Source organism: Streptomyces sp. NPDC013455 (assembly GCF_040632975.1).
In the GTDB taxonomy this organism is placed as follows: domain Bacteria; phylum Actinomycetota; class Actinomycetes; order Streptomycetales; family Streptomycetaceae; genus Streptomyces.
On the sequence record NZ_JBEYCX010000032.1, the window covers coordinates 23,718 to 48,782 of the forward strand.

A 25,065-nucleotide genomic window follows, 5' to 3' on the forward strand; every position below is an offset into this window, starting at 1 on the left:
GGCTACCGCGGGCCGGCGGGCAGGCCGCCCGTCTCCGGGTCGCGGCCGGTCAGGCAGTACGTGCCGCCGGCCGGGTCGCGCATGACCGTCCAGTGGGCGCCCTCGTGCACCCGGGAGGCGCCCAGGTCCTCGTGCCGGGCGCGGACGGCGGAGACGTCCGCGCAGGCGAGATCGAGGTGGGCGCAGGCCGGGCGCTCCTCGCCGAGCCGCTGGAGCAGCAGCCGCAGCGGGAGGCCCGCCGGAGGCAGCAGCACGGCGAACTCCGGCCGGGAGCCCGCCCGCCGCTCCCACCCGGTCAGCTCCGCCCAGAAGGCGCACTCGGTGTCGTACCGGGACGGCGGGATGTCGAGGCACACCTGGTCCAGCCGGCTGCCGGACACCACCGGCGGACGGACCGCCTCCCCGTGCCAGGGCACGGCGCAGAACGCCTGACCGGCGGGCGAGCGCAGCACGGCCCAGTCGCCGTGGTCGGCCACGAGAGCGGCGCCGAGCCGGCGGGCGAGGCCGGTCAGCTCCCGTACGTCCTCGGTGCACAGGTCGATGTGGGCGCCGCCGTCCCCCTCGGTGACCCCCTGGAGCTTCACGCTGGGATCCGCCCCGTCTGCCAGCAGCGTCACGAACTCGCCGTCGTCCCCGCGGTACGCGGACAGCCGCGTACCGGTCACGGCCGTCCAGAAGGCGCACGCCGCGCCGAGGCGCGCGGCGGGACGGTCGGCGAACGCATACGTCCAGCGGATCATCATGCCGGGAGTGTATGCGGCGGCCGGCGCGGCGGGTTCAGGCCACCGGCCGCTCGAGGAACCGGAGTTGGTTGCCCGCCGGGTCCCGGAAGGCGCAGTCGCGCACCCCGTACGGCTGGTCCGTCGGCTCCTGGAGGACGTCGGCGCCGGACTCCCGCACCCGCTCGTACAGCGCGTCGCAGTCCGGGGTGGTGAAGATGACCCCGCGCAGCAGGCCCTTGGCGAGGAGCTCGTTGAGTGCCTGCTTGTCGGCGGGGGAGGCGTCCGGGCTCGCGTCCGGCGGCTCCAGGACGATCTCCACGTCCGGCTGGAGTGGGGAACCCAGCGTCACCCAGCGCATCCCCTCGAACCCCACGTCGTTGCGGATCTCCAGACCGAGCACGTCGCGGTAGAAGGCGATGGCCTTGTCGTGGTCGTCCACGGCGATGAAGCACTGCGCGAGTTTCACGTCCATGGGCTCACCCTAGGACCGCCGCCGCGCGGGCGGCGTCTCAGTACGGGCGGCGGCGCGGCCGGGTCAGTCTGCGGGCCACGCAGGACGGGATCACCGCGCTCTCCTCGTGGTCGCGGGCGCGGTAGGCGCTCGGTGTCTCGCCGACCAGCTCGGTGAAGCGGGAACTGAACGAGCCGAGCGAGGTGCAGCCGACGGCCAGGCACACCTCGGTCACGGTGAGGTCGCCCCGGCGCAGCAGAGCCTTGGCCCGTTCGATCCGGCGGGTCATCAGGTAGCTGTACGGCGTCTCCCCGTACGCCTTGCGGAAGCTGCGCTGGAAGTGCCCCGGGGACATCAGCGCGTCCCGGGCGAGCTCGGTCATGTCGAGCGGCTCGGCGTACTCGCGGTCCATGCGGTCGCGCACGCGGCGCAGCCGGCGCAGGTCCTCCAGGGCGGTCACCCGCCCAGCTTGGCACAGCGGGTACGGCCGGCACCCACCGGTCCGGGAGACCGGCGGCGCGGAACGACCGCACCCGGTCCGCCGGCCCGCCGGGGTACGGCGGCCCGGGAACCGGGTGCGGAGGGTGACCGAAAGAGCGGCAGGGGTCAGGCCTGCTTGGTCTCCCAGAAGATCTTGGAGATCTGCTCGATGTAGTCCAGAGCCTTCTGACCCGTCGCCGGGTCGGTGGACGCCTTGGCGGCCGAGAGGGCCTTCAGGGTGTCGTTGACCAGCTGGTGCAGCTCCGGGTACTTCTCGAAGTGCGGGGCCTTGAAGTAGTCGCTCCAGAGCACGGAGACGTGGTGCTTCGCGAGCTCCGCGCGCTGCTCCTTGATGACGGTGGCGCGCGCCTGGAAGTGGGGGTCGTCGTTACCGGCCATCTTCTCCTGGACGGCCTTCACCGACTCCGCCTCGATGCGGGCCTGGGCCGGGTCGTACACGCCGCAGGGCAGGTCGCAGTGGGCGCTGACCTTGACCTTGGGGGCAAACAGGCGGGAAAGCATGGAGCATTCCTTCCTCGTGATCGTCTTCTCAGGTGCGACATTACTCCCTGGGGAAGGCGATTTCTCGGGTGCCCCCTAGGGCTTAGGACAAAAGTCCAGGGTGAGACTGAGACTGGTGGAGGAACGGACCGGGGAGGTGCCGGGGATGCCGGAGCTGTCGCAGGAGACCGAGCGGGGGAGGGCGGTGGCGCCCTTCGGACTGGCCGAGGTGACGGGCCCGTCCATGGTGCCGACGCTGCACCACGGGGACCAGCTGCTCGTGCGGTACGGGGGAGTGGTCAGGCCCGGGGACGTGGTGGTGCTCCGCCATCCCTTCCAGCAGGACCTGCTGGTCGTCAAGCGTGCCGTGGAGCGGCGCGAGGGCGGCTGGTGGGTGCTCGGGGACAACCCGTACGCGGGCGGGGACAGCACGGACTACGGGGTGGTGCCCGAGGAGCTCGTCCTCGGGACGGCGTGGTTCAGGTTCCGGCCGCTCAAGGCCGGTCAGCGTTCGCCGTTCACGCTGCTGCGCTGGGCGCTCTCGGCGGCCAGGCCGCTGCTGCCCGACCGGTCGGCCTCCAGGCGCTTGCGGGCCCGGTAGGCGGCCACGTTGGCGCGGGTGGCGCAGCGGTCCGAGCAGTAGCGCCGGGAGCGGTTGGTGGAGGTGTCCAGGTAGGCGTTGCGGCAGGGGGGCGCCTGGCACAGGCCGAGGCGGTCCACGCCGTACTCGGTGAGGTGGAAGGCCAGGCCCATCGCCGCGATCGCCGCGTAGCCGGCGGTGGCGTTGGACGGGTGGTCGGCCAGGTGCATGTGCCACAGCGGCCGGCCGTCCTCGTCGCGGAAGTCGTGCCCGGAGATCTGCGGGCTGACCGGGAACTCCAGCAGGAGCGAGTTGAGCAGGTCCACGGCCAGCGTCTCGTCGCCCTTGTCGGCCGCCTCGAAGACCGCGCGCAGCCGGGCCCGGACCGAGCGGAAGCGCGTGACGTCGGCGTCGGTGGCCCGGCGGGCCGCCGACGCGTTGCCGCCGAAGAGATCGCGGACGGCCTCGACCGTGGTCAGGGTGTCCTTGCCCCGGGCCGGCTCCTCGCTGTTGACGAGGCGTACCGCGTAATCCGAGTAATAGGCCAGTTCCACTTGTAGTCCTTACGGAGGCGCTTTATCGTCGTGTCTGCGGTCGGGTAACAGCCGGTCGTGCTTCCAGGGTATTACGCGAACCGAGGGGAGTCGGGGTTCCATGACCACGAGTACCGGAACCGACTGGGCGGCCTGGCAGAAGAGCTGGGACCGGCAGCAGGAGTGGTACATGCCGGACCGGGAGGACCGCTTCCGGATCATGCTCGACATGGTGGAGGCGTTCGTCGGCACCGCCCCGCGCGTGCTCGACCTGGCGTGCGGCACCGGCAGCATCACCGACCGGCTGCTGAGGCGCTTCCCCGAGGCCACCAGCACCGGCGTCGACCTCGACCCGGCCCTGCTCGCCATCGCGCACGGCACCTTCGACGGCGACGACCGCGTCACCCTCGTCACCGCCGACCTCAAGGACCCCGACTGGCCGGCGCGGCTGCCGTACGACTCCTACGACGCCGTCCTGACGGCCACGGCCCTGCACTGGCTGCACAGCGAACCCCTCGCGGCCCTCTACGGTCAGGTCGCGGGGCTGGTCCGCGACGGCGGTGTCTTCATGAACGCGGACCACATGATCGACGACAGCACGCCCCGGATCAACGCGGCCGAGCGCGCCCGGCGCCACGCCCGCATGGATCAGGCCAAGCGCGACGGCGCACTGGACTGGGCGGAGTGGTGGCAGCTGGCGGCCGAGGACCCGGTCCTCGCCGAGCCCACCGCCCGCCGCTTCGAGATCTACGGCGAGCACGCGGACGGGGCCATGCCCTCGGCGGCCTGGCACGCGCGCACGCTGCTGGAGCGGGGCTTCGGCGAGGCCCGGCCGGTGTGGTGCTCGCCCTCGGACACGCTGCTGCTGGCGCTGAAGTGAGCCGGGGATGAGCGAGAGGGGCGGCACGGGAGACCCGTACCGCCCCTCTCACTCGTCTTTCGCCCGCGCGGTGTCAGAGCACCTTGGACAGGAACGACTGCGTCCGCTCCTGCTGCGGGTTGGTCAGCACGTCCCGCGGGTGACCGGATTCGACCACCACGCCCTCGTCCATGAAGACCAGGCTGTCGCCCACCTCGCGGGCGAAGCCCATCTCGTGGGTGACGACGACCATGGTCATGCCGGACTCGGCGAGGTCGCGCATGACGTCCAGGACGTCACCGACCAGCTCCGGGTCCAGGGCCGAGGTCGGCTCGTCGAACAGCATCAGCTTCGGGTCCATCGCCAGCGCCCGGGCGATCGCCACCCGCTGCTGCTGGCCGCCGGAGAGCTGCGAGGGGTAGTGCCCGGCCCGGTCGGCCAGGCCCACGCGCTCCAGCAACTGCATGGCGCGTTCCCTGGCCTGCGTCCGGCTGACGCCCCTGACCTGCACCGGCGCCTCGATGACGTTCTCCAGGGCCGTCATGTGCGGGAACAGGTTGAAGCGCTGGAAGACCATGCCGATGTCCCGGCGCTTCATGGCGACCTCGCGGTCGCGCAGCTCGTACAGCTTCTCGCCCTGCTGGCGGTAGCCGACCAGCTCGCCGTCGACGTACAGCCGGCCCGCGTTGATCTTCTCCAGGTGGTTGATGCACCGCAGGAAGGTCGACTTGCCGGAGCCGGAGGGGCCGATGAGGCAGAACACCTCGCCCGGCTTGACCTCCAGGTCGATGCCCTTGAGCACCTCGACGTGGCCGAAGGACTTGTGGACGCCCTCCGCCTTGACCATCGGGACGGTGCCCTGCGGGCGGCTGTCCTGCGTCTTGCTCAGCTTCTCGGTCATGCCATGCCTCCCTTGGGCCGGCCCAGGGACAGCATGTTCGTGCGCACCTTCTGCCACGGCGTCGGCGGCAGCTGGCGGCTGGAGCCGCGGGCGTAGTACCGCTCGATGTAGTACTGGCCCACGCTCAGCACCGAGGTCATGATCAGGTACCAGGCCGCGGCGAGGAAGTACATCTCCACCGGGGCACCGGAGTTCTGGCCGATGTCCTGGGCGTAACGGAAGAGTTCGGGATACTGGACGGCCGCCACGAGCGAGGTCGTCTTCAGCATGTTGATCACTTCGTTGCCCGTCGGCGGCACGATCACGCGCATCGCCTGCGGGATGACCACCCGGCGCAGGGTCTTGCCGTGGCTCATGCCCAGCGCGTGGGCCGCCTCGGTCTGGCCCTCGTCCACCGCGAGCAGGCCCGCCCGGCAGATCTCGGCCATGTACGCCGCCTCGTTCAGACCCAGGCCGAGCAGCGCCGTCAGCAACGGCGTCATGAAGTTCGACCAGTAGTCCTTGTAGAACGGCATCAGGTTGATGTACTCGAAGACCAGGCCCAGGTTGAACCAGAGGAACAGCTGGACCAGGACCGGGGTGCCGCGGAAGAACCAGATGTAGAACCAGGCGATCGACGAGGTCACCGGGTTCTTCGACAGCCGCATCACCGCCAGCAGGATGCCGCCGACGATGCCGATCAGCATCGACAGGACCGTCAGCAGCAGGGTCTTGCCGACACCGGTCATGATCCGGTCGTCGAAGAAGTAGTCGGGAACCGCGTGCCAGTTGATCCTGCCCTGGCCGAACGCGTAGATGATCGCGACGAGGAGTGCGATCGCGATGACGGCGGAGACGTAGCGTCCGTAGTGCCGGACCGGGATGGCCTTGATGGCCTCGGCGCCGGCCGGGGGCGTGGCCGTCGGCCCCGCCGTCTTGTCGATGTCAGTCACGGGTGTTGCCTCTCAGTGGCCGCTTCAGGTGCCGCGGGTCACTTGCCGCCGTTGATCACGGACTCCTTGACGGCGCCGTCCTGGGCGCCCCACTTCTTGAGGATCTTCTCGTACTCGCCGTTCTGGATGATTGCGTTCATCGCGGCCTGGAGGGCGTCGCGCAGCTGGGTGTCCGTCTTGGAGACGGCGATGCCGTAGGGGGCCGCCTCGACCTGGTCACCGACGATCTCGAAGTCCTTGCCGCCGCCGGAGGTCTTGACCGCGTAGGCCGCCACCGGGAAGTCGGAGGAGGCCGCGTCCACACCGCCGGAGCGGAGACGGGTCTGGGACTGCTGGTCGTCGTCGAACGCCTCGATGGTGAGCTTCTTGCCCTTGGGACACTTCTTGGCCTCCTGCTTGGCCAGGTCCTCGGAGACGGTGCCACGCTCGACGGCGATCTTCTTGCCGCACAGGTCCGACCAGTTCGTGATGCCCCCGGTGTCACCCTTGCGGGTGTAGATGGAGACACCGGCGGTCAGGTAGTCGACGAAGTCGACGCCCTCGCCGACCTTCTTGCCCGTGTCGGGGTCGACGCCCTCCTGGCGGTTCTTGTTGTCGGTCATCGCCGACATGGCGATGTTGTAGCGGCCCGAACGCAGACCGGTGAGCAGGGCGTCGAAGGTGCCGTTCTCGAACTCGAACGTCACCCCGAGCTGCTTGCCCATGGCGGCGGCGAGGTCCGGGTCCAGACCGACGGCCTTGCCGGAGGAGTCCTTGAACTCCACCGGGGCGTACGCGATGTCCGAGCCGACCTTGATCTTGCCCTTGCTCCGGATGTCCTGGGGGAGCTTGTCGGCGAGCGGGGCACTGTTGGTGGACGCGCTGCCGGAGTCGTCGTTCTTGTCCTTGGTCTGGTCACCGCAGCCGGTGAGCAGCAGGGCCCCTGCGACCGCGATCGCACCGACCGCGGCCAGACGGGGCCGCGCGGCGGTCGTACGACGGATGGAGCTTGCGGTCATCGTGGTTCCTCCGGCGGATGGGAAGAGTTGCCGATGGGTCGACGGAAACACACACCTTCGGGTGTCGCGACCTCGTGGGTTTACGGCATCTTGCCATTCGGACTGCGCCATTCAGGTGGGTCACAATGTCAAAATCGGATAACGGGTGACCCCCGAACCGCATCAGGTCGGTACATCCTTGGTCCATTGCCTCCGAACCATCTGCGGAAATCCGGCGTCCCTGCCGGAAAATCTTCACCGTGTCTCAGTATGTGATCACCCGGACGCTGCGGTTTTGACGCCATTGCGGCCCCTTCGGCCGCCCGTCACCCGTGCGTCGCCTTCCGGCCGCCCGATGTGACCTTGCACCTAATGGACTCGTCGCGGGCACCTTCCGTCCGGTAAGAAGGTTCTTTACACCCCTCATCCGGGGCTCAGGGCGCGTGTGCGGCGCGCCCGTCACGTATGTGCTCGTACGTATCCGCAATCGAGCCGTACGTGGTGCCCGCCCACCCCTCACCAGGAGTGGTCGACCCTCAAACCATGCAGACCTAAGGGGTAAGACAAAGTGGCAGCGGAGATCGTCAATCCTCGCAGCGACGGCACGACGGACCAGGACGGCGGGGCCGAGCCCCTCGATTCCTTCGATCCGGTGTTCGCGCTGCACCGCGGCGGCAAGATGGCTGTGCAGGCCACCGTGCCGGTCCGTGACAAGGACGACCTTTCCCTCGCGTACACGCCCGGCGTCGCTCGCGTGTGCACCGCGATCGCGGAACAGCCGGAGCTGGTCAACGACTACACATGGAAGTCCTCCGTGGTCGCCGTCGTCACCGACGGCACCGCCGTGCTCGGACTCGGGGACATCGGTCCCCAGGCCTCCCTCCCCGTGATGGAGGGCAAGGCCATCCTGTTCAAGCAGTTCGGTGGTGTCGACGCGGTGCCGATCGCGCTCGACTGCACCGACGTGGACGAGATCGTCGAGACCGTCGTCCGGCTCGCTCCCTCCTTCGGCGGAGTGAACCTGGAGGACATCTCGGCGCCCCGGTGCTTCGAGATCGAGCGCCGGCTCCAGGAGCGGCTGGACATCCCGGTCTTCCACGACGACCAGCACGGTACGGCCGTCGTGACGCTCGCGGCGCTGCGGAACGCGGCGCGGCTCAGCGGGCGTGAGATCGGTCAGCTGCGGGCCGTCATCTCGGGCGCCGGCGCGGCCGGTGTCGCCATCGCCAAGATGCTCGTCGAGGCCGGCATCGGGGACGTGGCCGTGGCGGACCGCAAGGGCGTCGTCTCGGCCGACCGGGAGGACCTGACGCAGGTCAAGCGCGACCTGGCCTCCTTCACCAACAAGGCCGGCCTCACCGGCTCGCTGGAGGACGCCCTCGCGGGCGCGGACGTCTTCATCGGCGTCTCCGGCGGTACGGTCCCGGAGGAGGCCGTGGCCTCCATGGCCAAGGGCGCCTTCGTGTTCGCGATGGCCAACCCGAACCCCGAGGTGCACCCGGAGGTCGCGCACAAGTACGCCGCGGTCGTCGCCACCGGGCGCTCGGACTTCCCGAACCAGATCAACAACGTGCTGGCCTTCCCCGGCATCTTCGCCGGCGCGCTCCAGGTGCGGGCCACGCGGATCACGGAGGGCATGAAGATCGCCGCCGCGGAGGCGCTCGCCGCCGTGGTGGGCGATGACCTCGCCGCCGACTACGTCATCCCGTCGCCGTTCGACGAGCGGGTGGCTCCGGCGGTGACCGCGGCGGTCGCCGCGGCTGCCCGGGCCGAGGGCGTCGCCCGTCACTGACGCTGCGCCGAATGGTCCCGTCCCCCGGGGGGCGGGACCATTTTCTTTACCCGCCGGACGGCCCGATCGGGTGACGGCCCGGACCCCTGCCGCCCCGTCCGCGGCGCGCACCTATCGTCGGCAGCATGTTCGCTGTCTACGCCGCCCGAATCGACCGCGACCAGCCGCTCAGCGGCCTCGAGTTGGGGGAGCGTCCGGCTCCCGAGGCCCGTCCCGGCTGGAGCACCGTCACCGTGCGGGCCGCTTCCCTCAACCACCACGACCTCTGGTCCCTGCGGGGCGTCGGCCTCCCGGAGGGCCGGCTGCCGATGATCCTCGGCTGCGACGCCGCCGGGATCGACGCGGACGGCAACGAGGTCGTCCTGCACTCCGTCATCGGCCAGAGCGGCCACGGCGTCGGCCCCGACGAGCCGCGCTCCATCCTGACCGAGCGCTACCAGGGCACCTTCGCCGAGCAGGTCGCCGTACCGACCTGGAACATCCTGCCCAAGCCCAAGGAGCTGTCCTTCGCCGAGGCCGCCTGCCTCCCGACCGCCTGGCTGACGGCGTACCGGATGCTGTTCACCAACGCCGGGGTACGGCCCGGGGACTCGGTCCTCGTGCAGGGCGCGGGCGGCGGGGTCGCCACGGCCGCGATCGTGCTGGGCAAGGCGGCGGGGCTCCGGGTCTTCGCCACCAGCCGCGACGAGGCGAAGCGCAAGCGCGCCCTGGAACTGGGGGCCGTGGAGGCCGTCGAGCCGGGCGCGCGGCTGCCGCAGCGGGTGGACGCCGTCATCGAGACCGTGGGCGCCGCCACCTGGTCCCACTCGGTGAAGTCCCTGCGGCCCGGTGGCACGCTCGTGATCTCCGGCGCCACCAGCGGCGACCGGCCCTCGCACGCCGAGCTGACCCGGATCTTCTTCCTGGAGCTGAAGGTCGTCGGCTCCACCATGGGCACCAAGGACGAACTGGAGGACCTGCTGTCCTTCTGCGCCGCGACCGGGGTGCGCCCCGTCATCGACGAGGAGCTGCCGCTCGACCGGGCCCGCGAGGGCTTCGAACGGCTTGCTTCCGGCGAGCAGTTCGGGAAGATCGTGCTCACCAACTCCTGACGCCGAGGCGCCCGGGCCCTCGGCCCCGGCCCGACCGGCCCGACCGGCCCGACCGGCCCGATGGGTCCGAGTGGCCGAGTGGCCGAGTGGCCGAGTGGCCGAGCGGTCCGGACGGGCTCGGGTCAGGGCCTGGGGGCGTGGAGTACCGCCGCGATGCGGGCCGCCGCCGCCGACAGGTGGTGCCGGGCCTCCTGGAGCTGCGCGGCGGTGACCCCGTGGTCGCGGGCCGTGTCGCGGATCCCGTCGCGGAAGCGGTCCAGGAGGCGGTCCAGGTCGCGGGCCGGGTCGCCGGTGAAGTCGTCGTGGGCCCAGGCGGGTTCGTACGCGACGGGGAACTCCTCGTCCGCGGCGGTGCGGTGCGGTTCCGCCGCGGGGGCGGACGCGGCCGCTTCCCCGGCGGGGTCGCCGAAGCCCCGGCTGCCGCCGTACTCCTTGCCGACGTCCTTGCCGAACTCGCCGAACTCCCTGGCCAGTTCCGTCAGGCCCTCGCGGACGGCGGTCGGCCAGTCGCCGCGCAGGAAGTGGTCCTGGACCCGGCGGGCGATCCGCTGCATCTCCTCCTGCGCCTGGGCCCGCGCCCGCGCCTGCGCCTCCTGGGCCTGACGGCGCGCCCGCTGGGCCTCCTCGCGGGCCCGGCGGCTCTCGTCCTTGGCGCGCCGCGCCTGCTCCTTCCACTCCTGCTTGACCCGGCGCATCTCCTCCTTGGCGGCCCTCCACGCCTCCTTGTCGCCCGGCTCGCCGGATGCGCCGGGCTCCCCGGGGGACCCCGCCCCGGACGCCCCCGCGCTCCGGCGGGCCGCGGAGGCGGCGGCGCGCACCTCCCGGCGCAGGTCGCCGGCCGCCCCGCGCACGTCGGCCCGGATTTCGGCGGCCAGCTCCGCGACGGACTCGCGGATCTCCAGCTCCAGGTCGGCCAGTTCACCGCTGCGCTCGGCCAGTTCGGCACGGCCGGCGTCCGTGATGGCGTACACCTTGCGGCCGCCCTCGGTGGTGTGCCGGACCAGGCCCTCCGCCTCCAGCTTGGCCAGGCGCGGGTAGACCGTGCCCGCCGAGGGGGCGTAGAGACCCTGGAAGCGCTCCTCCAGCAGCCTGATCACCTCGTAGCCGTGGCGCGGGGCCTCGTCGAGCAGCTTGAGCAGGTACAGGCGGAGGCGGCCGTGGGCGAAGACGGGAGGCATGTCAGAGCACCTTCTTGTCGGTCGTGCCGTCGGCCGGGGTGCCGGTGGCGTCGGCATCCCGGCCGCAGACGGGATTGTCCCCCGGAGCGGCCGGGGTCCCGGTGGCCGGGGTGCCGTCGGCCGGGGCGCCGTCGGCCGGGTGAGGTGCGGTGCCGGGGCCGGGGGTCCGCGGGGGCTCGGCATCCCAGGGGGCGCTCTCCTCGTCGTCCCGGGGCGGGCGGCGCAGCAGGGCGATCGAACCGGAGACCGTGGTGGCGCGGAGCCGGCCGTTGCCGGCGCCGAGCCGGCCGGTGATCTTGTGCGTGCCCCACTGGCCGTGCACCCGCAGACCGTCGAAGGCGTTGGAGATCGTGCCGCTCGCGGTGTTGGCCTCGACCTCGGCGTCCGCCGGGTGCGGCAGGCGGATGGCGATCTCGCCGGAGACGCTGGTGAGGCCGACGTCCGTGGGGCCGTCCGGACCGAGGTCCACGATCATGGAGCCGCTGACGGTGTCGGCGCGCACGGAGAGGCCGGAGCCCTCGACCACGGTGAGGTCCCCCGAGACCGAGTGGAAGGTGAGGTCCCCGGTGACGGCCTGGGCCTCCAGGCTCCCCGAGACGGTGTCGGCGCGGACCGGCCCGGAGACGCCGACCAGGGTGGTGTCGCCGGTCACCCCCCTGACCACCGCCGGGCCGCTGACGCCGGAGACGACCGCGCCGGCGCCGACCACCCCCACCTCGACGCGGGCGTCGGCCGGGATCGCGAGGGAGACCACGGCGCTGCGGCGCCGGCTTCCGCGGTCGAGCCACTGCAGCAGGCTCTTCCACGGCAGGTCCTCGTAGCCGACGGTGAGTGTGCCGCCATCCTGGGTGACCACCAGGGGCGGCCCTTCCAGCTCCGACACCTCCAGGCGCGCGGCGGGCTCGTCCGTGCCCATCACGTTCACCGTGCCGTTGACGATCCGGACCCGGAGGTCGCGCACGGGGGCGTCGAAGGTCAGCTTCCGGGGCTCGGTGACGGACCACTCGGGCATGGGGCCTCCTCGGCGGCGGACACGGTCGCGAGCCGGCTGTGACTCGTCGCCTGACACGCCATATCGCGTTGCCTGTCAAACACGATATATCGTGGGTCCGGGAAGTCAAGGCGCTCTTCCGCGTGAGGGCCGGGTGAGGGCCGGGTGAGGGGCGGGAGGGGTGCGCGGGGGCTCCCGCGGGCCGCATAGGCTGGTGGGGAGTGTTGGTCCGCTGGACGTTGACGCAGGAGACGTGGCCCTATGTACTTCACCGACCGGGGTATCGAGGAGTTGGAGAAGCGGCGTGGCGAGGAGGAGGTCACCTTCGAGTGGCTGGCCGAGCAGCTGCGGACGTTCGTGGATCTGAACCCGGACTTCGAGGTGCCCGTCGAGCGCCTGGCCACCTGGCTCGCACGGCTCGACGACGAGGACGACGAGTAGGTCCACGGACCGCACGGCCGGCCACGACGCACCCGCGGCCGCGGGCGGCGCCCGACCGGACCTCCGGCCCCCCGACGGGCCGACCGGACCTCCGGACCCCCGACGGGCCGACCGGACCTCCGGACCCCCGACGGGCCGGCAGCGCCGGCGGACACGAGACGGGCCGGCAGCGCCGATGAGGCCCGACCGGACCTCCGGACACGCGAAGGGCCCGGTACCGAGCGAACTCGGTACCGGGCCCTTGGCTTCGGCTGGACCGCCGAGGACTACGCCTCGAACACCTCACGCACCAGCTGCTCCTGCTCGGCCTGGTGGCGCTTGGCCGAACCCACCGCCGGGGACGAGGAGTGCGGGCGCGAGATGCGCCGCAGCCGCTCGCCGTGCGGGACGTCCGCGCCGACCGCCAGGTCCAGGTGGTCGATCAGGTTGAGCGCGATGAACGGCCAGGCACCCTGGTTCGCCGGCTCCTCCTGCGCCCACAGGTACTTCTCGGCGTTCGGGTACTTCTTGATCTCCGCCTGGAGCTCGGCACCCGGCAGCGGGTACAGCCGCTCGATGCGGATGATCGCCGTGTCCGTGACGCCGCGCTTGACCCGCTCGGCCTCCAGGTCGTAGTAGACCTTGCCGGCGCAGAAGACGACCTTGCGGACCGCGGCCGGGTCGACCGTGCCGTCGCCGATGACCGGCCGGAACTCGCCGGTGGTGAACTCCTCCGCCTTCGACGCCGCGGCCTTCAGGCGCAGCATCGACTTCGGGGTGAAGACGACCAGCGGCTTGTGGTGCGGGTTGTGCACCTGCCACCGCAGGAGGTGGAAGTAGTTCGCCGGCGAGGTCGGCATCGCGACCGTCATGTTGTTCTGCGCGCACATCTGGAGGAAGCGCTCCGGGCGGGCCGAGGAGTGGTCCGGGCCCTGGCCCTCGTAGCCGTGCGGCAGCAGCAGGACGACGCCGGACGTCTGGGCCCACTTCTGCTCGGCCGAGGAGATGAACTCGTCCACGACCGTCTGGGCGCCGTTGACGAAGTCGCCGAACTGCGCCTCCCACATCACGAGCGCCTCGGGGCGGGCGAGCGAGTAGCCGTACTCGAAGCCCATGGCCGCGTACTCGGAGAGCAGCGAGTTGTAGACGTTCAGGCGGGCCTGGTCCTCGGAGAGGTACTGGAGCGGGGTGTACTCCTCGCCGGTCTCCCGGTCGATCAGGACCGCGTGGCGCTGGCCGAAGGTGCCGCGCTGGGAGTCCTGGCCCGCCAGGCGCACCGGGGTGCCCTCCAGCAGCAGGGAGCCGATGGCGAGGGTCTCGCCCATGCCCCAGTCGATCGTGCCGTCCTCGACCATCGCCGCCCGGCGCTGCAGCTGCGGCTGGAGCCGCGGGTGGACGGTGATGTGGTCGGGGATGTTGACCTGGGACTCGGCGATCCGCTTGACGACCTCCGCGGAGACCGCGGTCGGCACCGCGACCGGGAAGCCGTCCTGGGGCGCCTGGACGTCTCCGGCGGCCGGCTGCGAGGTGGCCTCGCGGACCTCCGTGAAGACCTTCTCCAGCTGGCCCTGGTAGTCCTGGAGGGCCTGCTCGGCCTCTTCCAGGGTGATGTCGCCGCGACCGATGAGGGACTCGGTGTAGAGCTTGCGCACCGAGCGCTTCTTGTCGATCAGGTCGTACATCAGCGGCTGGGTGAAGGCCGGGTTGTCCGACTCGTTGTGACCGCGGCGGCGGTAGCAGATGAGGTCGATCACCACGTCCTTGTTGAACGCCTGGCGGAACTCGAAGGCGAGCCGCGCGACGCGCACGACGGCCTCGGGGTCGTCGCCGTTCACGTGGAAGATCGGGGCCTCGATCATGCGGGCCACGTCCGTCGCGTACATGGAGGAACGCGAGGACTCGGGGGCCGCGGTGAAGCCGACCTGGTTGTTGATGACGATGTGGACCGTGCCGCCGGTGCGGTAGCCGCGCAGCTGCGACATGTTCAGGGTCTCGGCCACCACGCCCTGGCCCGCGAAGGCCGCGTCGCCGTGGATCGCCACCGGCAGCACCGTGAAGTCCGTGCCGCCCTTGTTGATGATGTCCTGCTTGGCGCGGGCGACGCCCTCCAGGACCGGGTCGACCGCCTCCAGGTGGGAGGGGTTGGCGACCAGCGAGACCTTGATCTGCTCGCCGTCGAGGCCCGTGAAGGTGCCCTCGGCGCCCAGGTGGTACTTCACGTCGCCGGAGCCGTGCATCGACTTCGGGTCGAGGTTGCCCTCGAACTCGCGGAAGATCTGCGCGTACGACTTGCCGACGATGTTGGCGAGGACGTTCAGGCGGCCGCGGTGGGCCATGCCGATGACGACCTCGTCCAGACGGGACTCGGCCGCGGAGTCGATCACCGCGTCGAGCAGCGGGATGACGGACTCGCCGCCCTCAAGCGAGAAGCGCTTCTGGCCGACGTACTTGGTCTGCAGGAAGGTCTCGAAGGCCTCCGCCGCGTTCAGCCGGCGCAGGATGCGCAGCTGCTCCTCGCGCTCCATCTTGGAGTGCGGCCGCTCCACGCGGTCCTGGATCCACTTGCGCTGCTTGGGGTCCTGGATGTGCATGAACTCGATGCCGGTGGTGCGGCAGTACGAGTCGCGGAGCACGCCGAGGATGTCGCGCAGCTTCATCATCGACTTGCCGGCGAAGCCGCCGACGGCGAACTCGCGCTCCAGGTCCCACAGGGTGAGGCCGTGCTCGACGATGTCCAGGTCGGGGTGCTTGCGCTGCTTGTACTCCAGCGGGTCGGTGTCGGCCATGACGTGGCCGCGGACCCGGTAGGAGTGGATCAGCTCGAAGACGCGGGCGGCCTTGGTGACGTCGTCGTCGTGGCTGGCGTCGATGTCCCGCAGCCAGCGGACCGGCTCGTACGGGATCCGCAGGGCCTCGAAGATGTCGTCGTAGAAGCCGTTCTCGCCGAGCAGCAGGTTGGCGACCTGGCGCAGGAACTCGCCGGAGGCGGCGCCCTGGATGACCCGGTGGTCGTAGGTCGACGTGAGCGTCATGACCTTGGAGACGCCGAGCTTGTTCAGGGTGTCCTGGCTGGTGCCCTGGAACTCCGCCGGGTAGTCCATGGAGCCGACGCCCATGATCACGGACTGGCCGGGCATCAGGCGGGGCACGGAGTGGACGGTGCCCAGGCCGCCGGGGTTGGTCAGGGAGACCGTGACACCGGTGAAGTCGTCCATCGTCAGCTTGCCGTCGCGGGCGCGGCGGACGATGTCCTCGTAGGCCTGCCAGAACTCGAAGAAGTTCAGCGTCTCGGCCTTCTTGATGGCGGCCACGACGAGCTGGCGGTCGCCGTTGGGCTTCACCAGGTCGATGGCCAGGCCGAGGTTGACGTGCGGCGGCTTGACCAGGGTCGGCTTGCCGTCCTTCTCGCCGAACGACCAGTTCATCGCCGGCATGGCCTTGATGGCCTGCACCATCGCGAAGCCGATCAGGTGCGTGAAGGAGATCTTCCCGCCCCGGGCGCGCTTCAGGTGGTTGTTGATGACGATCCGGTTGTCGAACAGCAGCTTCACCGGGACCGCGCGGACCGAGGTGGCGGTCGGCAGCTCCAGCGAGGCGTTCATGTTCTTCGCGACGGCGGCGGACGGGCCACGCAGCGTCACGTACTCGGGACCTTCGGGCGCCTCGGCGGCGGGGGCGGCCTTCGCCTTCGGCTGAGCGGGCGCCTGTGCGGGCTGCGCCGGCTTGGCCGGGGCGGGGGCCGGGGCCTTCGCCGCCGGGGCGGGGGCCGGAGCCGGGGCGGGCTTCGCGGGGGCCGGGGCGGCGGCCTGGGGGGCCGGGGCCGCGGGCTGCGCCTGCGGGGCCGTGGTGGTCTCTGCGGCCCCCGTGGCCGCAGCACCCGCCGGAGCCGGGGTGGCAGGAGCCCCCGGCTTGTAATCGGCGAAGAAGTCCCACCAGGCGCGGTCTACCGAATTCGGGTCCTGGAGGTACTGCTGATAGATCTCGTCGACGAGCCACTCGTTCGGACCGAACGCGGCAGCGGGGTTCTTCCCGGCTTGGTCGTCGGTCGAGATGCTCGAGTTACTGGGGGACTGTGGCGACACGGCGGCAACCGCCCTCTTCCGCTTCACAAGGTGATGGACAGCGGGAATAAAGGCTACGCCTCCAAGACCGCTGAGGTCAGGTCGGGCCCGTTCATCGTCGCGTAAGTCACATCAGAAATCTTGTTTCAGGGCTTGATATGGCGGGAAACAAGCGTGGTTCCGCATGTGGGAGGGTGCACCGGACCGGGCCCGGCGCGCCGTCGACCGGCGGATGGCGCGGGCCTGCCCTGATCACACGTGTCCAGCTGCGCGGAGTGGCGGCGACCGTCGTGGATCTTGTGCTTCCGGTTCGGACCCTACGTCAACTCGGGGCGGAAGTCAGTCCCGGAAGGGTGACGATGATCCGGCAGCCCCGCTCGGATTCGGCCACACCGATCCGGCCGCCGTGCAGATCCACCGCCCACCGGGCGATGGCCAGCCCCAGCCCCGTACCGCCGTCGCTGCCCGGCCCGTGCGGGCGGGTCACCGCCCCGCGGTTGAACCGCTCGAACACCCGGTGCCACTCCGAGCGGGGGATGCCGGGGCCCTCGTCCAGGACCTCCAGCTCCAGCGACTCCGGCTGCGGCCCGCGCCGCGCCCGCACCGTCACCCGGCCGTGCGGGGGGCTGTGCTTGACCGCGTTGTCGATCAGGTTCGCGACGACCTGGTGGATGCGCTCGGGGTCCGCGCGCGCGGTCAGCTCCGGCGGCGAGACGTCGAGGTGCAGATGGACGTCCGTACGGGTGTGACTGCCCGAGCCCGAGGCGATCCCGGCGCGCGCGGAGGCGACCATGTTGGCCTCCTTCAGCACGCCCGAGAGGTACGGCCACACCTCGAACCGCCGCGTCTTCAGCGGTACGACGCCGTTGTCCAGCCGGGAGAGGTCCAGCAGCGTCTCCACCAGCCGGCCGAGCCGTTCGGTCTGCTTCAGGGCCGTGCGCATGGTCTCCGGGTCGGCCTCGGTGACCCCGTCGACGATGTTCTCCAGCACCGCGCGCAGACCCGCGATCGGGGTGCGCAGCTCGTGCGAGACGTTCGCCACCAGTTCCTTGCGCTGCCGGTCCTGGGCCTCCAGCTCGTCGGCCATGACGTTGATCGTCTCGGCCAGGTCGCCGAGTTCGTCCCGGCGGTTCTCCTTCACCCGGCGCGTGTAGTCGCCGTGGGAGATCGAGCGGGCCACCGCGTTCATCTCGTCCAGCGGCATGGTGAGCGAATGGGCCACGAACTGCGTTATCAGCAGCGTGGCGATCATCGAGAAGACCGTGATGAAGCGCAGTTCCGTCTTGGTGTGCACCGCGACGATCGACAGTCCGGTGGTGATGAGCACCGCGATGATGACGAGCGCGCCCAGCTTGGTCTTGATCGAGAACGGGCGGACGCCGCCCCAGGGTTCCTCGCCGAGGTTCCCGGGGCTCCTCCGTGCGGCCTGGCGCCCGTCGCCGCTCACGGGGCCGGCGTCTCCAGCGCGTAGCCCACGCCGTGCACGGTGCGGATGCGCTCGGCGCCGATCTTCCGCCGCAGCGCCTTGATGTGGCTGTCGACGGTGCGGGTGCCGGAGGCGTCCGCCCAGTCCCAGACCTCGGCCAGCAACTGCTCCCGGGAGAGCACCGCGCGCGGGGTGTTCGCCAGGCAGACCAGCAGGTCGAACTCGGTGGGCGTCAGGTGGACGTCCTCGGACTTCACCCGCACCCGGCGCTGCGCGTGGTCGATCTCCAGCTCGCCGAGGCGCAGGATGCCCGAGCGGGGGGTGGTGGCGGCCAGCGCGGCCCGCTCCACCCGGCGCAGCAGCACGTGCACCCGGGCCGCCAGCTCCCGCATCGAGAACGGCTTGGTCATGTAGTCGTCGGCGCCGACGCCGAGCCCGACCAGCATGTCCGTCTCGTCGTCCCGCGCGGTGAGCATCAGCACCGGCACCGGCCGCTGCGCCTGCACCCGCCGGCAGACCTCGAGCCCGTCGAAGCCGGGCAGCATGATGTCGAGGATCAGCAGATCGGGCTGCCAGGCCTCCGCCGTGTCGACCGCGGCCGGGCCGTCGGCCGCCGTCTGCACCAGGAATCCCTCGGCGCGGAGCCGGGCCGCGATGGCGTCGACGATCGTGGTGTCGTCCTCGACGACCAGCACCCGGCGCTGCGCGCCCGGGGTGGCCGTCGCCGCGCCGCTCTGGGAGGTGTGTGTCTGCTCCATCGCCCGCCCCTGTTGTTGCTTTCCGGAATCCGTGGGGTGATCCCATGTCTGCGTTTGACGCTTGAATGATCCGCGTCAGGGCAGCACATTACGGGGACTCACCGCGCTGTCGCTATCCAGGTCGGACCGCGAGGTGAACGGCGTCCGGAACGCCCCGGGCAACCGGCACCTCTTCGGTACGCACCTGCTGGAACCCGGCATTCCGCAAGCTTCCTTCAAATTCCGGAGACCGCTCGGCGGACCACACCGCGAGTACCCCGCCGGGCCTCAACACCCGTGCGCAGGCGGCGAGTCCGGCCGGTGCGTAGAGGCCGTCGTTGTCCTCCGTGACCGTCCAGCCGGGGCCGTTGTCGATGTCGAGGCACAGGGCGTCGAACGTGTCCGATGTCTCATTGACGTACGACACGAGATCCGCTGCGACGATCCTGGTGCGCGGGTCGGCGAGCGCTCCGGCGGACACCTCGGCCAGCGGTCCGCCGCGGTGCCAGCCGATGACGGCGGGCTCCCGCTCCACCACGGTGATCCGCCCCCACCGGGGATCGGCGGCGGCGTGTGCGAGCGAGAACCCCACGCCCAGACCGCCGATCAGCACCTCCGGTGCCGGGCGCCCGTCCAGCGCCTCGCGGGCGGCGTCGACCAGCAGCCGCTCCGAGCGGCCGTCGGAGGTGTCCATCAGGAAGCAGCCGTTGGCGATGATCTGGAGCAGCGCACCGTGTCTGCGCAGCACCACCTCGCCGTACGGGCCGTCGCGCCGGTCCAGGACCACGGGAGTGTCGTACACGGCAGTCATGACCCCATCCTGCTCGAACGGAGCCTGTCCTTCACGGGAATTACCCAGGACGCCCACGGACGAGTGGCCGCGGCCGGGCGCCGGACGCGGCCGGCGGGTGAGGGGCTGCCGTGGAACGGCTCACGCGTGGCGCCGGTCATAGACAGGACCACGCCGAGCGCCGAGGGTGGGGCGCGACGGAAGGAGTGCCTCACCGTGGAACGGAGCACGACGGGCCCCGCGCACACCTCCGAGCCCGTCCCGGCGAGCAGGACCCTTCCCGGCGGCGCCGCCCGCGCCGCCCCGCCCCCGGTGCTCGCCGGCCTGCTGCCGACGCCGGCCGGTACCCCATTCACCGTCGCCTACGCGGCCGTCCTCGCCGTCACCTCCCTGGTCGCGGCGCTGGCCGAGCCCGGTTGGGTGCACACCCTCCACCAGGACTCCAGCACGGACGTGGCCCACCTGCTGCGCTCGCCCGTGCCGGTGCTGCTGGCCAGCGCGCTGTGGATCGCGGGCGGTCTCCTGTCGCCGTACGCGGCCGCGTTCGTGCTGGCGCTCACCGCGCTGGAGCGGCGGATAGGCGGGGTGCGCACCGCCTGTGTCTTCCTGGCCGGCCACGTCCTGGCCACCCTCGCCACCGAGATACCGGTGGGTCTGGCCGTCCTCGCCGGTCGTCTGCCCGGCACCTCGCTGCACCGCCTCGACTACGGCGTCAGCTTCGGCGTGGCCGCCAGCGTGGGCGCCCTGGCCGGACTGCTCGGCCCCCGGCTGCGCTGGCCGCTGCTGTTCCTCGCCGGCGGCGCGGTCCTGGACGGCCTGTACGACTTCGAGGACCCGGTGACCGACTGGGGCCACCTCGTCGCCCTGGCGGTCGGCGTGGCCGCCTGGCCGCTGGTGCGCCGCTGGCACCGGCCGGCCCCGCCGCACGGAATCGGTGATCGCTGACAGCGAACACGAGCCCGGGAACATCGGCACCGCCCCTGTAGTTGAGTCGGCATAGCTCAAGTTGACTGCCTAAGGGGAGATCATGGCTGCTGAGTCCACGGCGTTCACGCTCGTCCTGCCCGTGCTGCCGCTCGACGACGAGGTCGTGCTGCCCGGCATGGTGGTTCCGCTGGACCTGAGCGACGCCGAGGTACGGGCCGCGGTGGAGGCCGCCCAGGCCGCCGCCCGCTCCGAACCCGGGAAGCCCAGGGTGCTGCTGGTGCCCCGCGTCGACGGCACGTACGCCAGGACCGGTGTCCTCGGCACCGTCGAGCAGGTCGGCCGGCTGGCCGACGGCGACCCGGGGGCTCTGATCCGTGGCCGGAGCCGGGTGCGGATCGGCGCCGGCACCACCGGCCCCGGCGCCGCGCTCTGGGTCGAGGGCGCCCGCGTCGAGGAGAACGTGCCCGATCCGCTGCCGGGCCAGGTCGCGGAACTGGTCAAGGAGTACAAGGCGCTCGCCACCGACTGGCTGAAGAAGCGCGGCGCCTGGCAGGTCGTGGACCGCGTCCAGGCCATCGACGACGTCTCGGCACTGGCCGACAACTCCGGCTACTCGCCGTTCCTGACCACCGAGCAGAAGGTCGAACTGCTGGAGACGGCCGACCCGGTCGCCCGCCTCAAGCTCGCCACCCAGCAGCTGCGCGACCACCTCGCCGAGCAGGAGGTGGCCGAGACCATCGCCAAGGACGTCCAGGAGGGCGTCGACAAGCAGCAGCGCGAGTTCCTGCTCCGCCGTCAGCTGGAGGCGGTGCGCAAGGAGTTGCGCGAGCTCAACGGCGAGAAGGAGGGCGAGGAGTCCGACGACTACCGCGCCCGGGTGGAGGCCGCCGACCTGCCGGAGAAGGTCCGCGAGGCGGCCCTGAAGGAGGTCGACAAGCTGGAGCGCGCCTCCGACCAGTCGCCCGAGGGCTCGTGGATCCGCACCTGGCTGGACACGGTCCTCGAGATGCCGTGGAACGAGCGGACCGAGGACGCCTACGACATCCAGGGCGCCAAGGCGGTCCTGGACGCCGAGCACGCGGGTCTGGAGGACGTGAAGGAGCGCATCACCGAGTACCTGGCCGTGCGCAAGCGGCGCAGCGACCGGGGCCTGGGTGTCATCGGCGGGCGGCGCGGCGGTGCCGTGCTCGCCCTGGTCGGCCCGCCCGGTGTCGGAAAGACCAGCCTCGGGGAGAGCGTCGCCCACGCCATGGGGCGCGCGTTCGTCCGGGTCGCGCTCGGCGGCGTCCGCGACGAGGCCGAGATCCGCGGCCACCGCCGTACCTACGTCGGGGCGCTGCCCGGCCGCATCGTGCGCGCCATCAAGGAGGCCGGGTCGATGAACCCGGTGGTCCTGCTGGACGAGATCGACAAGGTGGGGTCCGACTTCCGGGGCGACCCGGCCGCCGCCCTGCTGGAAGTGCTCGACCCGGCGCAGAACCACACCTTCCGGGACCACTACCTGGAGGTCGAGCTGGACCTCTCCGACGTGGTCTTCCTCGCCACGGCCAACGTCCTGGAGGCCATCCCGGAGGCGCTCGCCGACCGCATGGACATCGTCCGCCTGGACGGCTACACCGAGGACGAGAAGGTCGTCATCGCCCGTGACCACCTGCTCCCGCGCCAGCTGGAGCGGGCCGGACTGGACAAGGACGAGGTCGCCCTCGACGAGGGCGCGCTGCGCAAGCTCGCCGGCGAGTACACCCGCGAGGCGGGCGTGCGGACGCTGGAGCGGTCCATCGCACGGCTGCTGCGCAAGATCGCCGCGCAGCACGAACTGGGCGAGCGGGAGCTGCCCTTCACGGTGACCGACGCCGATCTGCGCGACCTGATCGGCCGCCCGCACCACGTGCCCGAGTCCGCCCAGGACCCGGCCGAGCGCCGTACGGCCGTGCCCGGAGTGGCGACCGGTCTGGCGGTCACCGGTGCCGGCGGTGACGTGCTCTACGTGGAGGCGTCCCTGGCCGACCCGGAGACGGGCGCGGCGGGGCTGACCCTCACCGGTCAGCTGGGTGACGTGATGAAGGAGTCGGCGCAGATCGCGCTGAGCTTCCTGCGCAGCCACGGCGCCGAACTGGAGCTGCCGGTCGCCGACCTGAAGGACCGGGGCGTGCACATCCACTTCCCGGCGGGCGCGGTGCCGAAGGACGGCCCGAGCGCGGGCATCACGATGACCACGGCCCTCGCCTCGCTGCTCTCCGGCCGCCTGGTCCGCACGGACGTCGCCATGACCGGCGAGGTCTCGCTGACCGGCCGGGTGCTGCCGATCGGCGGTGTGAAGCAGAAGCTGCTCGCCGCCCACCGCGCGGGGGTCACCACCGTGATCATCCCCAAGCGCAACGAGCCCGACCTGGACGACGTTCCGGCCGAGGTGCTGGACAAGCTGGACGTCCACGCCGTCACCGACGTCCGCCAGGTCCTGGAGCTGGCGCTCGCGCCCGCCGTGAACGGCGCGGAGCCGGAGGTTCCGGTGGCGGCGTGACGGACGCCGCCGGATAGGCGGGGCCCGGGTCCCGTAAGGGAGACCCGGGCCTCTGCCGTACGCCCGTACGGGGTGGCCCGGGGCCTCGGGTATGCGCCCGGGCGGGGGGTGCCCTGGGCTACGCCACGCCCCCCCTACCGGGTGGCCTGGCCGTCCGGGGATGCCCCCGTACCGGGACGGCCCGGTAGAATTCAGGCGTGAGTTGGCCCCCCGAGAGCCCCTCCGGGCTGATCGGGGCCGAGATCGCGGGCTACCGGGTGGAACGCGAACTCGGCCGCGGCGGCATGGCCGTCGTCTACTGCGCCAAGGACCTGCGCCTCGGCCGCACGGTCGCCCTGAAGCTGCTCGCCCCGGAGTACACCCGCAACGAGTCCTTCCGCAACCGCTTCGCGCAGGAGTCGCGGGTGGCCGCGGCCATCGACCACCCCAACATCGTGCCCGTCTTCGAGGCCGGCGAGGCCGACGGGATCCTCTACATCGCCATGTGCTTCGTCTCCGGCCTCGACCTGCGCGCCCTGCTCGACCGCGAGGGCCCGCTCCCGCTGCCGGCCGCGCTGCGCATCGCCGCCCAGCTCGCCTCCGCGCTCGACGCGGCCCACGCGCGCGACCTGGTGCACCGGGACGTCAAGCCCGGCAACGTGCTGGTGGCCAAGGGCGTCGACAGCGACCACCCCGAGCACGTCTACCTCACCGACTTCGGGCTGGCGAAGAAGTCGCTGTCGCTGACCGGCTTCACGACCGCGGGCGAGTTCGTCGGCACGCTGGACTACGTGGCACCCGAGCGGATCGCCGGGCGCCCGGTGGACGGCAGGTCCGACCAGTACAGCCTCGCCTGTGTGGTCCACGAGACCCTCGCGGGGGCCCCGCCCTTCGAGCGGGCGGACCACCTGGACCTGCTCTGGGCCCACCAGTACGACCCGCCGCCCGCCCTGAGCGAGGAGCGGCCGGAGATCCCGGGTGACGCCGACGAGGTACTGCGGCGGGCCCTGGCGAAGATCCCCGACGACCGCTACGACACCTGTCTGGACTTCGTGGCGGCCCTGCGCGGCGCCATCCACGAGGCCGGCCCGCAGACCCCTGCGCCGGCGGTGCAACCGGCGGTGCAACCGGACCGGCACCCGGACCCGGCCCCGGGGCCCGCGCCGGCCGACCGTGTCCCACCGCCGGAACCGCCCTCCTGGGCCCGGCCGGTCCTCAGCTGATCCCCGTCTGATCCGCGTCTGATCCGCAGTCGATCCGCGCCTGATCCGCGCCGACCGGTGCCGATCCGTATCCGTTCGCGCCGCCCCCTGCCGCTGGTCCGGGCGCTACCCGGCGTCCGCCGCTCCGTCAAGTCCCGAGTCCTCGGAACGTGACCCCTCTTCCCCGTTCGGGCCTACTTGAAGTGCGGCCTCACCGGAAAGAAAACGAGGCGGCACGGAGGCGGAAAAGCCCTCCGGAATTCTTCACTGAAATTCTCACAGATACGGGAGAGAAATCATGACGCGCATTCTTCACACCCACGAAACGGCTCGCCCGAAGCGCCGAGGTCTCCGTCTGGCGACCGTCATGGCCGCGGCCGCGGTGGTCACCGGTGGTGTCCTCCTGCCGGTGTCCGAGGCGATGGCGGCCCCGATGCCCACGTCGACCGTGGCCTTCCTGGACGGCGGAGGCGCCGGAGGGGCCGGTGGCGCCGGCGGCGACGGTGTCGTCGGCGGCGGCGGCGGGGCGGGCGGCTCCGGTGGCGGCAGTGTCACCGGCGTCGGTGGCGCGGGCGGTGCCGGCGGCAACGGCGGCAACGGGATCCTCGTCGGTGGTGGCGGCGGTGGCGGCGGTGGCGGCGGCGAAGGCGTCATCGGCGGCGCGGGCGGCAAGGGCGGAGACGGCGGCACCGGCATCCTCTCCGGCGGTGGCGGCGGCAGCGGCGGTGGCGGCGGTGACGGCCTGCTCCAGGGCGGTGCGGGCGGTACCGGCGGCAAGGGCGGCAACAGCATCTTCCAGGGCGGTGCCGGTGGCGCCGGCGGCAAGGGCGGCGGGGGCTTCATCGGTGGCATCGGCGGTAACGGCGGCGCCGGCGGAATCAGCCTCTTCTGACGGTCCGGGGGGTGGCGGCCACCCGGCCGACGGCGTCCGCCAGCAGGGTGGTGCCGCGGACGACGCCGACGCCGGTCTCGTCGCAGGAGGTCTCGATGCCGAGTACGAGAGGCTCGTCGCGG

General features: G+C 71.6%; 23 protein-coding genes. 9 read left to right on the plus strand and 14 right to left on the minus strand.

The genetic code is table 11. From position 1 onward, the window contains the following. Positions 1-2: 2 nt before the first annotated feature. The 4 genes from ABZ576_RS32635 to sodN all read right to left on the minus strand — a co-directional run bounded on the left by ABZ576_RS32635 (position 3) and on the right by sodN (position 2,175). Positions 3-743, minus strand: coding sequence for a VOC family protein (locus ABZ576_RS32635; RefSeq protein WP_360749144.1), 741 nt, complete (start codon positions 741-743; stop codon positions 3-5). Positions 744-777: 34 nt separating this feature from the next. Next, positions 778-1,194, minus strand: a complete 417-nt coding sequence (locus ABZ576_RS32640; protein ID WP_360749147.1) for a VOC family protein — start codon at positions 1,192-1,194, stop codon at positions 778-780. A gap of 37 nt (positions 1,195-1,231) precedes the next feature. Then, on the minus strand, positions 1,232-1,585 hold the full coding sequence (locus ABZ576_RS32645; RefSeq protein ID WP_360749205.1) for a helix-turn-helix transcriptional regulator: 354 nt from the start codon (positions 1,583-1,585) through the stop codon (positions 1,232-1,234). 194 nt (positions 1,586-1,779) lie between these two features. Then, the gene (sodN, locus tag ABZ576_RS32650; RefSeq protein WP_360749150.1) at positions 1,780-2,175 is read right to left on the minus strand and encodes a superoxide dismutase, Ni; all 396 of its coding nucleotides are present in this window, start codon (positions 2,173-2,175) and stop codon (positions 1,780-1,782) included. A gap of 145 nt (positions 2,176-2,320) precedes the next feature. On the opposite strand from sodN, the gene sodX reads away from it, so the two are divergent. Continuing rightward, the gene (sodX, locus tag ABZ576_RS32655) at positions 2,321-2,755 is read left to right on the plus strand and encodes a nickel-type superoxide dismutase maturation protease (RefSeq protein ID WP_360749207.1); all 435 of its coding nucleotides are present in this window, start codon (positions 2,321-2,323) and stop codon (positions 2,753-2,755) included. On the opposite strand, the gene ABZ576_RS32660 is transcribed toward sodX, so the two are convergent. Then, a complete protein-coding gene (locus ABZ576_RS32660) occupies positions 2,659-3,288 on the minus strand; it encodes a CGNR zinc finger domain-containing protein (RefSeq protein WP_360749153.1) in 630 nt (209 codons plus the stop codon). The genes sodX and ABZ576_RS32660 overlap by 97 nt on opposite strands. Positions 3,289-3,388: 100 nt before the next feature. Here ABZ576_RS32660 and ABZ576_RS32665 point away from each other — a divergent pair, with 100 nt between their 5' ends. Beyond that, positions 3,389-4,147, plus strand: coding sequence for a class I SAM-dependent methyltransferase (locus ABZ576_RS32665; protein ID WP_360749156.1), 759 nt, complete (start codon positions 3,389-3,391; stop codon positions 4,145-4,147). A 73-nt stretch (positions 4,148-4,220) separates the two neighbouring features. On the opposite strand, the gene ABZ576_RS32670 is transcribed toward ABZ576_RS32665, so the two are convergent. The 3 genes from ABZ576_RS32670 to ABZ576_RS32680 are packed head-to-tail and all read right to left on the minus strand — an operon-like array spanning position 4,221 to position 6,957. Further along, positions 4,221-5,027 carry an amino acid ABC transporter ATP-binding protein gene (locus ABZ576_RS32670; protein ID WP_360749159.1) on the minus strand — a complete coding sequence of 269 codons (807 nt, stop codon included), beginning with the start codon at positions 5,025-5,027 and terminating at the stop codon, positions 4,221-4,223. Further along, on the minus strand, positions 5,024-5,959 hold the full coding sequence (locus tag ABZ576_RS32675) for an amino acid ABC transporter permease (protein ID WP_360749162.1): 936 nt from the start codon (positions 5,957-5,959) through the stop codon (positions 5,024-5,026). Before ABZ576_RS32675 ends, ABZ576_RS32670 begins: the two co-directional genes overlap by 4 nt. 38 nt (positions 5,960-5,997) lie before the next feature. Next, complete coding sequence (locus ABZ576_RS32680; protein ID WP_360749165.1) at positions 5,998-6,957, minus strand: ABC transporter substrate-binding protein; 960 nt, start codon at positions 6,955-6,957, stop codon at positions 5,998-6,000. A 547-nt stretch (positions 6,958-7,504) separates the two neighbouring features. On the opposite strand from ABZ576_RS32680, the gene ABZ576_RS32685 reads away from it, so the two are divergent. Both ABZ576_RS32685 and ABZ576_RS32690 read left to right on the plus strand, forming a co-directional pair. Further along, positions 7,505-8,728: an NADP-dependent malic enzyme gene (locus tag ABZ576_RS32685; protein ID WP_360749168.1), complete on the plus strand. Its 1,224-nt coding sequence runs from the start codon at positions 7,505-7,507 to the stop codon at positions 8,726-8,728. 125 nt (positions 8,729-8,853) lie between these two features. After that, the gene (locus tag ABZ576_RS32690) at positions 8,854-9,819 is read left to right on the plus strand and encodes a zinc-binding dehydrogenase (protein ID WP_360749171.1); all 966 of its coding nucleotides are present in this window, start codon (positions 8,854-8,856) and stop codon (positions 9,817-9,819) included. A gap of 122 nt (positions 9,820-9,941) precedes the next feature. On the opposite strand, the gene ABZ576_RS32695 is transcribed toward ABZ576_RS32690, so the two are convergent. Both ABZ576_RS32695 and ABZ576_RS32700 read right to left on the minus strand, forming a co-directional pair. Further along, positions 9,942-10,997, minus strand: a complete 1,056-nt coding sequence (locus tag ABZ576_RS32695; protein ID WP_360749174.1) for a PadR family transcriptional regulator — start codon at positions 10,995-10,997, stop codon at positions 9,942-9,944. A 1-nt stretch (position 10,998) separates the two neighbouring features. Further along, positions 10,999-12,009 (minus strand): hypothetical protein, encoded by a 1,011-nt coding sequence (locus ABZ576_RS32700; RefSeq protein ID WP_360749177.1) that lies wholly within the window; start codon positions 12,007-12,009, stop codon positions 10,999-11,001. A gap of 240 nt (positions 12,010-12,249) precedes the next feature. On the opposite strand from ABZ576_RS32700, the gene ABZ576_RS32705 reads away from it, so the two are divergent. Beyond that, positions 12,250-12,429: a DUF6104 family protein gene (locus ABZ576_RS32705; RefSeq protein WP_003992906.1), complete on the plus strand. Its 180-nt coding sequence runs from the start codon at positions 12,250-12,252 to the stop codon at positions 12,427-12,429. 266 nt (positions 12,430-12,695) lie between these two features. On the opposite strand, the gene ABZ576_RS32710 is transcribed toward ABZ576_RS32705, so the two are convergent. The 4 genes from ABZ576_RS32710 to ABZ576_RS32725 form a co-directional block, all read right to left on the minus strand. Next, on the minus strand, positions 12,696-16,490 hold the full coding sequence (locus tag ABZ576_RS32710; RefSeq protein ID WP_360749180.1) for a multifunctional oxoglutarate decarboxylase/oxoglutarate dehydrogenase thiamine pyrophosphate-binding subunit/dihydrolipoyllysine-residue succinyltransferase subunit: 3,795 nt from the start codon (positions 16,488-16,490) through the stop codon (positions 12,696-12,698). 301 nt (positions 16,491-16,791) lie between these two features. Beyond that, positions 16,792-17,916 (minus strand): ATP-binding protein, encoded by a 1,125-nt coding sequence (locus ABZ576_RS32715; RefSeq protein ID WP_360749183.1) that lies wholly within the window; start codon positions 17,914-17,916, stop codon positions 16,792-16,794. Next, complete coding sequence (locus ABZ576_RS32720; protein ID WP_360749186.1) at positions 17,913-18,653, minus strand: response regulator transcription factor; 741 nt, start codon at positions 18,651-18,653, stop codon at positions 17,913-17,915. The genes ABZ576_RS32715 and ABZ576_RS32720 overlap by 4 nt, the downstream gene beginning before the upstream one ends. A 112-nt stretch (positions 18,654-18,765) precedes the next feature. Beyond that, entirely contained in the window at positions 18,766-19,443 is a 678-nt protein-coding gene (locus ABZ576_RS32725) for a spermidine synthase (RefSeq protein ID WP_360749189.1), read from the minus strand. Between the two features lie 195 nt (positions 19,444-19,638). Between ABZ576_RS32725 and ABZ576_RS32730 the strand changes: the two genes are divergently transcribed. The 4 genes from ABZ576_RS32730 to ABZ576_RS32745 all read left to right on the plus strand — a co-directional run bounded on the left by ABZ576_RS32730 (position 19,639) and on the right by ABZ576_RS32745 (position 24,943). Next, a complete protein-coding gene (locus ABZ576_RS32730) occupies positions 19,639-20,367 on the plus strand; it encodes a rhomboid-like protein (RefSeq protein ID WP_360749191.1) in 729 nt (242 codons plus the stop codon). Between the two features lie 82 nt (positions 20,368-20,449). Continuing rightward, positions 20,450-22,870: an endopeptidase La gene (gene lon / locus ABZ576_RS32735; RefSeq protein WP_360749194.1), complete on the plus strand. Its 2,421-nt coding sequence runs from the start codon at positions 20,450-20,452 to the stop codon at positions 22,868-22,870. A 197-nt stretch (positions 22,871-23,067) separates the two neighbouring features. Further along, positions 23,068-24,072 (plus strand): serine/threonine-protein kinase, encoded by a 1,005-nt coding sequence (locus ABZ576_RS32740; protein ID WP_360749197.1) that lies wholly within the window; start codon positions 23,068-23,070, stop codon positions 24,070-24,072. Between the two features lie 277 nt (positions 24,073-24,349). Further along, entirely contained in the window at positions 24,350-24,943 is a 594-nt protein-coding gene (locus tag ABZ576_RS32745; protein ID WP_360749200.1) for a hypothetical protein, read from the plus strand. Positions 24,944-25,065: the final 122 nt, after the last annotated feature.